Here is a 12,861-nt window from a genome sequence, read left to right as displayed (position 1 = left end):
AGTGTTCATAATCCCCACAGTTGGCCTATGCTGCCCAGCATGACGCCGCTTCATACATGAGGGATGCCCGATGTTTTATGTGCAACGCGATGCGCAAGGCCTGCTGGTGCGCGTCGAAGCCGCCGCTTATGCCGAGGCCACCGAGACCTTGCCGGCCGACAACCATGAGATCCAGGACTGGTTCGCCAACCAGGCGGTAGAGAACAGCCTCAAGCAACTCAAGCAGAGCGACCTGGAGATGATCCGGGTACTCGACGACCTGATTCAGGTACTCACCAGCAAAGGCGTCATCCGCGTCACCGACCTGCCGCCAGCGGCCCAGGCCAAGCTGATGGACCGCAACCAGGCACGGGAAGCGCTGGGCGGGTTGAGTCGGTTGATCGATGACGATGAGAAGGGGTTGATCTGATTCACCGCTGACCGTGGCTAGGGAGCAAGCTCCCTAGCCACGGGGTTATACGGTGTCTGAGCTGGCGCCATCGCGAGCAGGCTCGCTCCCACAGTGGATGGGGGGTAGATTTCAATCTTCAGCCCAACAAAAAACCATGTGGGAGCGAGCCTGCTCGCGAAGGCTCACTGACAGACAACGCAGCACTCATCCCCAACGCTTAGGCTCGCCCACCAACTGCCCTTGCACCCCAAACAACCCCATCTCGCGAATCACCGCCAGTTCGCCTTCCGTCTCAACCCGCTCGGCAATCAACGGCAGGTCGATGCTGTGGGCGGCGCGCTGGATGGCTTCGATGAACAGGCGCTTGTCGCTTTCCTGGTCGATGGCGCGAATATAACTGCCGTCGATTTTCAGATACGCCAGCCCCAGCCGCGACAAGTTGCCGATCATGCTGAACCGTCCGCCGAAACGCTGCAGGCTCAGGGAGAAACCGAGCTCGCGCAACTGCCGGGTCAACTGCTCCAGCACCGCTTGCTCAGGTAATTGCTCCTCACCGATCTCCAGGGTCAGGCGCGCCCCGAGATTGCCGTGAGCCCGCAGGATTTCAAAGACCTTGTTCAAAGCCTGCGGGTCGGCCAGCGTGGCAGAGGACAGGTTGAGCGCCAGGGATTGCTCGTGCCCGGCCATTTGCCTGAGCACCTGTTCGAGCATCAGGCGGTCCAGGCGCGCAGTCCAGCCGAAGCGCTCCAGCCATGGCAGGAAACGCCCGGCGGGAATGCTCTGGCCCTGATCGTCGAGCAGCCGCGAGAGCACTTTGTAATGCAGCACCACCTGGGTGTCCTGGGCGGCCACCACCGGCTGGAAATACAGCTCGAAGCGCTGGTTGCTCAGCGCCTGGTCAAGCAGGTTGTGCCAGGCATGGTGATCATCGCCAACGCTGGCCGACGCGCTGTGATCCAGGCAGGCCCAGCCCGGTTCACCCTGGGTTTCGGCCTGGGCCAGCGCCTGGTCGCCGAGCTGGAGCACCGCTTGCGGCGAGTCGCCGTGGACGAACGGCGCCAGCCCGATGGAGGCCACCGACGCCACGTCCGTCGCGCCGGTGGCGTGCAGGCTCGACAACGCGCCTTCGAGATTCTGCGCCAGTTGCAAGGCTTCCTCGCGCACCAGCCCGGGCGCCAACACGGCGAACTCTCCGCCGCGGATGCGCGTCACCAGGTTATGGGTTTCCGGATAACGCGCGCACTCACGCAGCAATTGCTCGCCCACGGCCTTGAGCAACTGGTCGGTGCGCTGCCCGCCCAGCCGCTGGTTCAACCCGGCCAGGTCCCTGACCCGCAACAACAGCAGATAACCGGAACTGGCCTGCTCGGGATTGCTCACCCGGGCATGCAGCTGCATTTCGAAGTAACGTCGGTTGGCCAGACCCGTGAGGTTGTCCTGATAGGACTCGACCCGCAGCTTCTCGCTGCGCTCGGCCTGCTCCTGGAACAGCGCCTTGAGCTTTTCGACCATCTGGTTCATCGCCTGCACAACCCGGCGCAGCTCAGGGGTACGCGGCAGCTCCGGCAAGCTGAGGAACTCCCGACGGGCGATGGCATGGGACTGGTGCACCATGTAATCCAGCGGCTTGAGCTGACGGCGCAGCAGCAAGGCCCCCAACACCGCGCTCACAGCGCCGCACAGCAACAGCCAACCCAGGCTGCCCAGCGCGCTCTGCCACAGCTTGGCGAGGGCGAACATAGGGTGGCTGACCACTTCGACCCGTGCTGCCTGCTCCCAGCCCCGACTGACGAGCGCATCGCCGCCGGCCGGCTCCAGGCCAATGAGCTTGATGAACCACTGCGGTACGTTGCCGGCGTCCGGGACGCCGGTGCGTTCGACGATGGTGCTGTCGTTCTTCACGTCGACCACGCGGATGCTTGCGTAGTAGCCGCTGTCGAAGATCGAGCTGACCATCAGCTCGACCATTGCAGGGTCGTCGATATTCGGCGTCAGCGACAAGGCCAGCGCCGTGGCCGCATCCTGCGCGTGCGAGCGCAATTGATTGACGTACTGGGTCCGCGAGCTTTCCAGGCTGACCATGAAGCTGCCGCTGAAGGCAACCACCAGGAACAGACAGATAGCGATCAACAGCTGTTTGAACAAGGACATCTGAGCGCGCGCTCCTAGTTAGTCGTCTCGACCGGAAAACCTTCGGCCTGCATTTTTTTCAACACATCCTGCCAGCGGGACAGGCGCTTGGTGTCACCCACTTTTTTGTTGCCCTTGGCGCCCGGCAGCCACAGCCCTTCGGCATTGAAAGAGTAGACCGGCAGCAGGTCGGTTCGCTGGCTGGCCGGCTGGATACCGTCGATCAGGCTGTCGAGTACCAAGGGCATGGCATCGGGCGTGGCGTAGTAGGTCAGCACCATGTGCGCCCGGTTCTGCCGCAAGGCCTTGACGTAGGTGATGCGCAGCTTGTCACTGGACACCCCGAGCCGGCGCAGGCTGAAATACTTGGCGATGGCGTAGTCCTCGCAATCACCCGCGCCCTTCCATAAGGCCTGGATAGGGGTTTCCCAGTAATCAACCTCACGCCACAGGTCGATGTCTTCGACGTAGCGCACCTGCTTGTTGAAAAACAGATTCACTACCTTGAGTTGTTCCAGTTCCGGAATCTGCTTCTGGGTCGCCAACAGTTGCTGCCACGCGTCGATCCGTTGCTGCCCTTCGCCCAAAGGCCCATATAACGCTTGCGCCCGGCGGCTGATCTGCGCAAAGTCCCAATCGGCCCGCAGGCCGCCCAGCAGCAGGCCGGCCAGCAACAATGCCGAACACAGCCAACGCATGGACCTAAGGACAGGAAAAGGTGCAGCCAAGGGGAATACGTCCGAAAAGGGCCGTTGGAAAATTCGTTGGATGGTGAAGCCTGGCCGGGCAAAAGACAATGGCAGGATGCAATCACCGCAAGCAGTCTAAACTTTAGTTCAGGAACCGGCGCCGCGAGACTTTGACGGCTTGGCAATCTGTAACTAATGTTGGCTTGGATCCAATTTCGTTACTACCAGTCAGGGTGTTGTCGTGACAAAGAAGCCCAACCCGTTAAGCACTATCCAGGTCAACGGCCCCATTCCCGCCTCCCAGGCCCGCGCCATCATCGAGAGCTCCCTGCGTGAAGCCATTCTCGATGGGCGCCTGCCCAGTGGCACCGCGCTACGCCAACAGGAACTGGCCGACCTGTTCGGCGTCAGCCGCATGCCGGTACGCGAGGCATTACGCCAGCTCGAGGCGCAGTCATTGCTCAACGTGGTACAGCACAAGGGCGCCGTGGTGGCTCCGCTGATCACCAGCAATGCGATCGAGACCTATGCCTTGCGTTCGGTCCTGGAAAGCTTCGCCCTGCGCCTGTCCGTTCCGCTGCTCAACGACAACGACCTGACGATGGCCGCCCAGTACATCGAGCAACTCGAGGCGCAAACCGACTACGCCGAGATCGCCAGGCTCAATCGGCTGTTTCATATGTCGCTTTACCACAGGGCACCCAACGCCAAGCTGCTTGACCTGGTCGAGCACGAGCTCAATGAGGAAGAGCGTTTCCTGCGTTTTCACATGTCATCGATGGGCCTGGGCACGCTGACCCAGGACGACCACCGCGCGATGCTCGCAGCCGCGGTGGCGAAGGATGTCGACACAGCGGTCGCCTTGCTTGAGCAGCACTTGGAAAAAGCCTCCGTCACCATGCGCCGATACCTCAACCAATAAGCGCAACCCCATCTCTGCGCCGGCGACGCGGCCGGCGTAGCACTTTCTTACACATCCTTCCTACACCCCCCATGGCCCTGCCCGGCGCGGTCTGACTGCGCCCGCGTTCCATCGCGACGTCAGTCCGATGGAACTGCTATCCATTTGGGCTCACTCTTGCGTTTATCGATTCAAAAAAGACCTGAAGAAGTCAGCGCCTGGCTGTGGCCCAGGCGAATCGAAGCCATCACGCAAGGAGCGTCGTCCGAACGGCGAGATGACCCGCAAGTCTGGTCGGTCTCCCGCCCACAAAACATCACTTACTTAATTCCCGTTCTCTGAAGTGCTCCGGGTGAGGCATTCACTCGTACCATTCGATTCTGATAGTTACAAATCGGAAGGAGCAACTTCGACCCAATAAAACTTACATGAAAAGTTTTAACAACCCTCTTCACGCCCAAGAAATACGCTAACTTAAATATATAAAAAATAACTTGCAGAGCCTTTGTTACATGCACTAACTTTTTCTACGTCGAGTTGCCTTCGACCCCAAAACTCATGACAGAAAGGCCTCCAGCAGGCCTTTCAACCCTGAGCAAAAATAAAACATCTGTATCAAGAAAACATGGACTCCGGTTCACGCGCTCGCTCGCACCGAAAAAACTGGCGAAGCAACTTCCGGACAAAAATCATTGATGAGGACGTTCCAATGCAGCCAACCAAAGAACAACTATTCCTGAAGAAACTCGAACTTGGTGAACACCCGGTTTTTTCTGAAATAACATCAATCGACCTGTTGCGCCGTTTTATGGAAAGTCATGTTTTTGCCGTGTGGGATTTCATGTCCCTGACCAAGCGCCTGCAACGCGAGCTGACCTGTATCCAGTTGCCGTGGCTACCTCCGGCCGACCCGCACGCAGCACGGCTGATCAATGAAATCGTCTTGGGGGAAGAATCCGATGACCGTCCCGGAGCGGGCTATTGCAGCCATTTCGAGCTTTACCTGGACGCCATGCGCGAGGTCGGCGCGGATACCCGGGCCATTGAGCAATTCATTGCCCTGCAACAGGAAGGCGTCAGCCCCGAGACCGCGCTGGACAGCGTCGAGGTAGACCCGGCCGCGGCGCGCTTCGTACGCCAGACCTTGCACACTGCCTTGCACGCCCCGGCCCACAGCGTGGCCGCCGCGTTCGTGCACGGTCGCGAAAGCGTCATCCCGCAGATGTTCCAGCGCATGCTGGATGCCTGGGGCATCGGCCTGGACCAGGCACCGACGTTTCGTTATTACCTGCAACGGCATATCGAAATGGACTCCGAAGACCACGGCCCGGCTGCGGAAAAACTCCTGGCACGGCTGATCGATGGCGACCCGCAGCGCGAGCGCGAAGTCCTTGCCGCCGCCCTCGCCGCCGTCCACAGCCGCGCGGCGTTGTGGGATGGCTTGCGCCAGAGCATGGCCCTGCCCGTTGCGCAGGTGACGCCATGAACGCCATTTCATACCAGTCCTTCGCCGACACCTGGGAAAGCCGCGCCACCATCCGTACCCGACCACGGCGCCGGGTCGAGGATGACGACAAGCTGATCTTCCCCATGAGCCGTCAGCCTCTTGTGCACAGCCAGACCTTTCTCAGCCACTGCCCGCAGTTGCGCGATTTTGTCCTGGTGCAGAGCCTCTACAAATTCATCAATGACGTGGTGATTTTCGAGACTGAGCTGGTGGACCACACCGCGCGGCGCATCGCCAAGAACCGCTTCGGCATCGAGTTTCCGTTCGCCTGTCGCTACGACGCGATGACTGTGGTGGTGGATGAGGACTATCACGCGCTGGTGGCCATGGACTTCATGCAACAGACCATCGACATGACCGGTATCGAGCCGATCCCGCTGCCCGACCAGATCGAACTCAGCCGCGCGGTCCCAGCCACGCTGGCGCGCGCACCGGAGCATTTGCTCAGTGCCGTGGAGCTGATCTGCATCGCCATTGCCGAGAACACGGTGACCAACGAAGTGGCGGCCTTTGCCCGGGATGATTCGGTCAAGGCCTCGATCAAGGGTCTGATGGCGGACCACTTGCAGGATGAGGGCCGACACTCCGGTTTCTGGACACGGCTGGTGCAGATTTACTGGCGCACCGCACCGGAAGAAGACCGCCAAGCCATCGCGCAACTGATGCCCGGCTTCATTGCCGAGTACCTGGCGAGCGACCTGCAACAACAGTTCGATTTCGAGCTGATCGCCCATCTGCCCGTCGATGAATCGGTACGTCAGTCGCTGCGGGATGACGCCAGTGCGTTGGCGTACCCGATCAATCGTTTTCACCCGCTGGTGGGCAACATCACACGCTTTTTTCGCACCAGCTCGATGCTCGCATCACCGTGCGTGCGCGATGCCCTGGCCGACTACCTGACCCCATGAGGAGCTTTCGATGAAACGCCTCGAAATTGCGCTATCAGGCACCAGCCAGGCCATGGCCGAACTGGCCCGGGAACTTGAACTTCACGGTCATTCGGTCAGGGAATTTCGATCGCCAACCGCCCACGGCGCGGTCGACCTGTCGATCGATGACGGTACGCTGCCGTGTGCCACACAGGCGCGCTTTCGACTTCATGTGCGCGTGGCGCTCCAGGCCCTGCCAGGCCAGGCATTGCCGCAACCGGTGGTGGTTTTCCGCGACGCTGCACAGCGCCTGTTATCCGAGGCCGTGATTGCCCCGCCAAGCCGGGGCAACGGCCAGTCGTTGCGCCTCTGCGCACTGGCGGCGGTGGTCGAGCACGGCGCCCGGCTGGTCAGCCAACTCTCGCGGGACGAGACCCGCTTCGACACCTGGCCGACGCTGGAAACCGCCGTTGCAGACGAGCACCTGCACGGGCTCGATGCGCTGGAGCCGCTGGCTTTCGAACATCACCTCAACCGCGCCCCGGTGCCCTGGCTCCTGGCCGCCGCCCAAGTGCCGGTGATGAATAGCATCGAACAACGCATGCTTGATCAGCCGACGCAACCGGCCCTGTGGGTCGACGGTCAGCTCATCGACTACCGATCCTTGCGCGACCTGACGCTCAGGTTGCAACAATCGATGCTGGAAATCCTGCCGGGCGCGGCTGATCGCCCGAAGGTGATCGGCGTGTGCCTGCCCAAATCCGCGCCGCTGTATGCAGCGATCCTGGCGGTTTTGGGATGCGGAGCGGTGTACCTGCCGCTGGACCCGCAACACCCGGCGCAGCGGCGGCGCTTCATCCTGGAAAATGCCCAGGCAGATCTGCTGCTGCATGACGTACAAAGCGACCTGGACGACTGCGCAATACCCAGGCTGAACGTCCATCGACTGCCCTCTTCGAAACCGGCCATCCCGCTCTCGATAATCCGGCGCGTGGCGGGCATCGACGAGCCGGCCGTGGCGATCTACACCTCCGGTACCACCGGCCAGCCCAAAGGCGTGTTGCTCAGCCAACGCAACCTCAGCCATTTTTGCGCGTGGTACTGCGACCATGTCGAGTTGAAGCGCGACAGTCGCGCACTGCAGTTTTCCACCATCAACTTCGACGCGTCGCTGCTGGACATCCTGCCGACGTTCATCCAGGGCGGACTGTTGATCGTGCCCAGCGAAGACCAGCGCCGCGACCCGCAGCAACTGGTCGCGTTGATTCGCGCACAGCGCGTCAGCCACGCCTTCCTGCCACCGGCACTGTTGAGCGTACTGCCACTGGACGCGCCGCTGGGGCTGGATCACCTGGTCACCGGAGGGGATGTCTGCGAGCCGTATGTGATCGAGCAACTGGCGCCACAGTGCCGCTTCCACAATATCTATGGCCCGACCGAAACCACGGTGCTGGCGACCACGCGGCAGTTCGGCAGCGGCGACAACAATCGCAACCTTGGCAGACCCATTGCCAATGCCCGGTTGCTGATTCTGGACGAGCAACGGCAACCGGTGCCTGACGGCACGCCCGGTGAGCTTTACATCGCCGGGCCGGGTGTCGGCCTGGGGTACCTGAACGCCCCGGGGCTGACCGCCGAGCGCTACCTCAACCTGACGCTGCCCACCGGGCAGACGCTGCGGGCCTATCGCACCGGTGATATCGGCCAGTGGACGGACGATGGGATCGAGCTGTGTGGACGTCGCGATAACCAGGTGAAGATCCGTGGCTTTCGGGTCGAGCCCGAGGAGATCGAGCATTGCTTGCGCGACAGCCAGCTGTTTCGTCAGGTGGCGGTGGGGGTGGATGAACGCCGGCGGATCCTGGCGTTCCTGGTGAACCCTGTGCAAGAACTTCCCGGCGCGGCTCTTCAGGCATTGCGCGAACATGTGCAGGACAGGTTGCCCAGCTACATGCACCCGACGGCCTACATCGAGTTGCCCAGCCTGCCTTACACCAGCAACGGCAAGGTTGATCGCCGGGCGTTGCTTGCCTCGGCGGGGCCGGTCCAGGCCGAAGGCCAGGGACGCCAGCCGCAGAACGCCTTGGAAAACCAGCTGCGTGCGCTTTGGGCCGAGCTGCTGGAACTGCCGGCCGAGGACATCGCCACCGACGAGAGCTTCTTCAACCTCGGCGGGCATTCGATTCTGTTGTCGCAATTGTTGCTGAGCATCCGCCAGTCGTTCGGCCGTAGCCTGTCGATCAATCGCTTCATCGAAGCGCCGACGCTGATCACCCTGGCGAAGCTGCTCGACGACTCCGAACAGAGCGGTACGTCAACGCTGAGCCCGCAGGCTTTCATCGACGCCGAGGCGGAGCTCAACCTTGATCCACTGCCCATCAGCCAGAGCGGTGACGTGCACAAAGTGCTGGTGACCGGCGCCAACAGCTTTCTCGGCGTGCACCTCGTCGAGGCGTTGTTGGCGTGGGGCGCCACCGAGGTTGCGTGCCTGGTGCGTGAGTCCGGCGGGCAAAGCGCGGCCGAACGGTTCGCCCAGGCCCTGCGGGACAATCGCCTGGAGCACCTGGACCTGAGTCGCGTCAGCGTCTACGCCGCCGACATCACCCAACCGCAACTGGGTTTGCCGGACGACATCTACCAACGCATCGACAGCACCTTCGGCGCGCTGGTGCACAACGCGGCCCACGTCAACCACGTGCTCGACTACGAATCCCTGGCGCGGGACAACGTCGAGCCGATCTTCGAATGCCTGCGCCTGTGCGAAGGCCGGCGCAAGAAGATCTTCAACTTCGTCTCGACGCTCTCGGCTTCCAGCGCCCTGGACGCCGATGGCCAGGTGCTGGAGCAACCAGCGGCGCAGACACCGCCGATCTACATCAAGAACGGCTACAACCTGTCCAAATGGGTCGGCGAGCGAATCCTGCAGCGGGCCCGTGACCTTGGCGTGCGGGTGAACCTGTTCCGTCCCGGCAACATCAGCTTCAACAGCCAGACGGGGGTCTGCCAACCCCACAAGAACCGGTTGATGCTGATGCTCAAGGGCTCGATCCAGCTCGGCCAGGTGCCGGCCCTGTCGCTCAACTTCGACCTGATGCCGGTGGACTTCCTGGCCCGTTTCATCGCCTTCCACGCCAGCCGCTACCAACCGAACCAGGCCGTGTTCAACCTGCACAACCCCGAACCGCTGAGCTGGGACGCCTACGTGGCGTCGTTCCGGGACAGCGGCCGGGCGTTTTCCCTGGTGAGCGTCGCCGACTGGCAACGGCAATTGGCGCGGGTCGATGCCGACAACGCGTTGTTCGGCGTGCTGGGTTTCTATCTGAACGGCTTCGAGGAGGACATCGGCGACATCTCGCTGATCCGCCATGACAACGCCCGGTCCGGCGTCCGGCAGATGGGCGCGCGCTACCCGGAAAAATCCCCGGCCCTGCTACGCCGTGGCGCGGACTACCTCAAGGCCATTGATTTCATCTGAACCATCCCACCCCAAAGCAAGGAGCAAGACCATGACCACATTTCGACCCGACACACTGATCAAGAATCCTCAAGCCTGCCACATTGAAACCTCGGTGCAAGTGTCCGCTGACGCGGCGCGAGTCTGGGAAGTGGTCGGCGATTTTGGCGGGTTCAACCGCTTTATCCCCGCGCTTGAGCGCATCGAAATGACCGGCGAAGGGGTGAGATCCCTGCGCAAGAAATTCTTCGTCGACGGACAGAACCTGGTGGTGGAACAGCTCAACAGCCGTGACGACCAGGCCATGCACATGACCTGGACGCTGATCTACAACACCCTGGGCATCGACAACCTCTGGGCGGCCATGCGCGTGGAGCCCCTGGCGGACAACCGCTGCCGCGCCACCTGGACCATCATTGCCGACCACACCGACGCCCACACCCCGTCGGGCTTCAGGGATTTCCTGCAAGGGTTCGCCGATGAAGCGATGGAGAACGTGGTGAAGATGTTCACCTGACCACTATCCCCTCATGGACAACCCAAAACCCCGTGGCGAGGGAGCTTGCTCCCGCTCGGCTGCGCAGCAGTCGCCAAACCGGCTGATGCGGTCCGTCTGGAGAATGCCGGGGCCCGCTTCGCAGGCCAGCGGGAGCAAGCTCCCTCGCCACAGGGAAACCCATGGAGAACCATGCATCGCCATCGCGAGCAAGCTCGCTCCCACAGGAGACCGGTGGTGGTCCTGGGTTTCACGTACACCCAAGACCAATGTGGGAGCGAGCCTGCTCGCGATGGCGCTGGTTCGGCTGATCAGATCTTGAAGCTGTCCACCAGTTGCTTCAACCGATTGGCCTGTTGGGACAAGGCATCGCAATCCTTCAGCGTTTCGTTGAGGTTGGCGACGCTCTGCTGGTTCAGCAGGTTGATGTGGCTGACGTCCATGTTGAGGGTTTCCACCACGGCGGTCTGTTCTTCGGTCGCGGCGGCCACCGACTGGTTCATGCCGTCGATCTCACCGATACGCTGGGTCACGCTGACCAGGCGCAGGCCGGCCTGGTTGGCCACTTCCACGCTTTCTTCGCTGGAGGCCTGGCTGGCGTTCATGGTGGTTACCGCCTCACGAGAACCGACCTGCAACGAAGTGATCATCTTGTGGATCTCTTCAGCCGACTCCTGCGTGCGGTGCGCCAGGTTGCGCACCTCATCGGCCACCACCGCAAAGCCACGCCCGGCTTCACCGGCACGGGCCGCTTCGATGGCGGCGTTCAACGCCAGCAGGTTGGTTTGCTGAGAGATGCCCTTGATCACATCGAGGATGTGCCCGATGTTGTCGGTGCTGGCGTTCAGGGTTTCGATCTGGGTGCACGACAGGCTGATCTTCTGCGACAGCGCGGTCATCGCCTGGATGGTTTTTTCCACCACCTGGCGCCCGTCGTCGGCCTGCTCGCTGGCGCCGCTGGCCTGTTGCGACGCATCGGCGGCATTGCGGGCGATTTCCTGGGTCGCGGCGCCCAGCTGGTTGATCGCGGCGGCCACGCTGTTGGTGCGGGCGCTCTGTTCATCCGAGCCGACAAGCGAGGCGTTGGACGACGTCATCACCCGCTGCGACAAATCGTGCACCTGCCGCGTGGCCGAAGACACTTCAGCAATCGATGCGTGGATGCGCTCCACGAACTGGTTGAACGAACCACCCAGCACAGCGAACTCATCCTTGCCCTGCACGACGAGACGGCGGGTCAGGTCGCCTTCGCCCTGGGCAATGTCCTGCATGGCGCGGCCCATGGTGGTCAACGGACGCATCAAGACCTGGATCAGCAGGCTCAGCAGCAACGCAATCGCCGCCACCGCGACGAACATCGCAATCAACGCAGACGTACGGAAATGGCTCAGCGGCGCGTAGGCCTTGGCTTTGTCGATCGATAGGCCGATATACCACTCGGCGTTCGGCAAGCCCGCCACCGGAGTAAACGAAAGGATGCGGTCTTCCCCGTTCAGCTCGACTTCCTGGATACCTTTGCCGATGCGCACCGGCGTGCCTGGGTAGATGTCCTTGAGGTTTTTCATCACATGGTCTTTGTCCGGGCTGACGATCACCTGACCGTCGCCGCTGACCAGGAACGCATGGCCGATGCCGCCGAAATCCACCGAGTTGATGATTTTCACCAGGGTTTCCAGGCTCAGGTCGCCACCCACCACACCGAGCAGTTCGCCGTCGTGCTTGACCGGCAGGGCAATGGTTACCACCAGCCCGCCGACGGCTGCCATGTAGGGCGGGGTCAACATGGTTTTATCCGCGGCGACCGCCTGCTTGTACCAAGGGCGCTGACGCGGGTCGTAGCCGTCGGGCATCTTGGCGTCAGGCCGCTGAGTGAAAACGCCGGTGTTCTGGCCGACATAGGTGAACTGGAAATTCGAGGTCAATGCCGGCTGGTCGACGAGCCCCGGCAAATCGGCACCAGCGCCCTGGTGTGCGATGTTCTGCGCCAGGTTCTCCAACACCAGCACACGGCCGCTCATCCAGTTCTGGACGCTGCTGGCTGTCAGGTCGCCGGATTGCTCGATGGACGACTCCAGGCTTCGACCGATGGTGTTGCGCTGCAGGTAATCGTTGTAGAGCGTGAACAGGGCAAAAGCCAGGACCACCACACCAGAGGCGGCCAGGAGGATTTTGTGACTGAACTTGAGATTCATGGGTGGGCTTCTTATGCAGGAAGTGGAGTGCAACTGCCATGTAACCGGTGGGCGCGATATTGGATCCGCTCCATTTTGGTGCACCTATATCACTCTGTCGGCCAATGCCTACAAAAAATTAGGCCGTTGTTCGATTGTCCGACGGAACGGCTGGATCGGCGTGCCGTGACGGCCGCAGGCGAATGAATGGTGGTTGCAAAATTGACCCGCGCTGATGACAATGCGACCTATT

At 61.7% G+C, this 12,861-nt stretch carries 9 protein-coding genes; 6 read left to right on the top strand and 3 right to left on the bottom strand.

Annotated features, from left to right (window positions below; genetic code table 11):
• Positions 1-70 precede the first annotated feature (70 nt).
• Positions 71-409, top strand: a complete 339-nt coding sequence (locus M1E16_RS00905) for a tryptophan synthase subunit beta (RefSeq protein ID WP_305497599.1) — start codon at positions 71-73, stop codon at positions 407-409.
• Positions 410-595: 186 nt separating this feature from the next.
• On the opposite strand, the gene lapD is transcribed toward M1E16_RS00905, so the two are convergent.
• The gene (gene lapD, locus M1E16_RS00900; protein WP_458128978.1) at positions 596-2,542 is read right to left on the bottom strand and encodes a cyclic di-GMP receptor LapD; all 1,947 of its coding nucleotides are present in this window, start codon (positions 2,540-2,542) and stop codon (positions 596-598) included.
• 14 nt (positions 2,543-2,556) lie between these two features.
• Positions 2,557-3,219, bottom strand: a complete 663-nt coding sequence (gene lapG / locus M1E16_RS00895) for a cysteine protease LapG (RefSeq protein WP_434570450.1) — start codon at positions 3,217-3,219, stop codon at positions 2,557-2,559.
• 232 nt (positions 3,220-3,451) lie between these two features.
• On the opposite strand from lapG, the gene M1E16_RS00890 reads away from it, so the two are divergent.
• From M1E16_RS00890 to M1E16_RS00870, 5 genes are all read left to right on the top strand, one after another.
• A complete protein-coding gene (locus tag M1E16_RS00890; protein ID WP_434626617.1) occupies positions 3,452-4,132 on the top strand; it encodes a GntR family transcriptional regulator in 681 nt (226 codons plus the stop codon).
• 688 nt (positions 4,133-4,820) lie between these two features.
• Entirely contained in the window at positions 4,821-5,597 is a 777-nt protein-coding gene (locus tag M1E16_RS00885; protein ID WP_458128977.1) for a DUF3050 domain-containing protein, read from the top strand.
• Positions 5,594-6,526, top strand: coding sequence for a diiron oxygenase (locus M1E16_RS00880; RefSeq protein ID WP_458128976.1), 933 nt, complete (start codon positions 5,594-5,596; stop codon positions 6,524-6,526). Before M1E16_RS00885 ends, M1E16_RS00880 begins: the two co-directional genes overlap by 4 nt.
• Before the next feature lie 10 nt (positions 6,527-6,536).
• Positions 6,537-9,962 (top strand): amino acid adenylation domain-containing protein, encoded by a 3,426-nt coding sequence (locus tag M1E16_RS00875; RefSeq protein ID WP_458128975.1) that lies wholly within the window; start codon positions 6,537-6,539, stop codon positions 9,960-9,962.
• Positions 9,963-9,993: 31 nt separating this feature from the next.
• A complete protein-coding gene (locus M1E16_RS00870; protein WP_458128974.1) occupies positions 9,994-10,458 on the top strand; it encodes an SRPBCC family protein in 465 nt (154 codons plus the stop codon).
• Positions 10,459-10,748: 290 nt separating this feature from the next.
• Here the strand turns inward: M1E16_RS00870 and M1E16_RS00865 are convergent, their stop codons facing one another.
• On the bottom strand, positions 10,749-12,629 hold the full coding sequence (locus M1E16_RS00865; protein ID WP_458128973.1) for a methyl-accepting chemotaxis protein: 1,881 nt from the start codon (positions 12,627-12,629) through the stop codon (positions 10,749-10,751).
• Positions 12,630-12,861 lie beyond the last annotated feature (232 nt).

This window comes from Pseudomonas sp. Z2-11, from assembly GCF_054161305.1.
The sequence above is the reverse complement of the archived record's forward strand: the minus strand, read 5'-3'. Positions and strand labels throughout refer to the sequence as shown.

Excerpts from the sequence above, each read along its gene's own strand:
- M1E16_RS00905 (WP_305497599.1), top strand. The coding sequence starts at position 71 with ATGTTTTATGTGCAACGCGATGCGCAAGGCCTGCTGGTGCGCGTCGAA.
- lapD (WP_458128978.1), bottom strand. The coding sequence starts at position 2,542 with ATGTCCTTGTTCAAACAGCTGTTGATCGCTATCTGTCTGTTCCTGGTG.
- lapG (WP_434570450.1), bottom strand. The coding sequence starts at position 3,219 with ATGCGTTGGCTGTGTTCGGCATTGTTGCTGGCCGGCCTGCTGCTGGGC.
- M1E16_RS00885 (WP_458128977.1), top strand. The coding sequence starts at position 4,821 with ATGCAGCCAACCAAAGAACAACTATTCCTGAAGAAACTCGAACTTGGT.
- M1E16_RS00880 (WP_458128976.1), top strand. The coding sequence starts at position 5,594 with ATGAACGCCATTTCATACCAGTCCTTCGCCGACACCTGGGAAAGCCGC.
- M1E16_RS00875 (WP_458128975.1), top strand. The coding sequence starts at position 6,537 with ATGAAACGCCTCGAAATTGCGCTATCAGGCACCAGCCAGGCCATGGCC.
- M1E16_RS00870 (WP_458128974.1), top strand. The coding sequence starts at position 9,994 with ATGACCACATTTCGACCCGACACACTGATCAAGAATCCTCAAGCCTGC.
- M1E16_RS00865 (WP_458128973.1), bottom strand. The coding sequence starts at position 12,629 with ATGAATCTCAAGTTCAGTCACAAAATCCTCCTGGCCGCCTCTGGTGTG.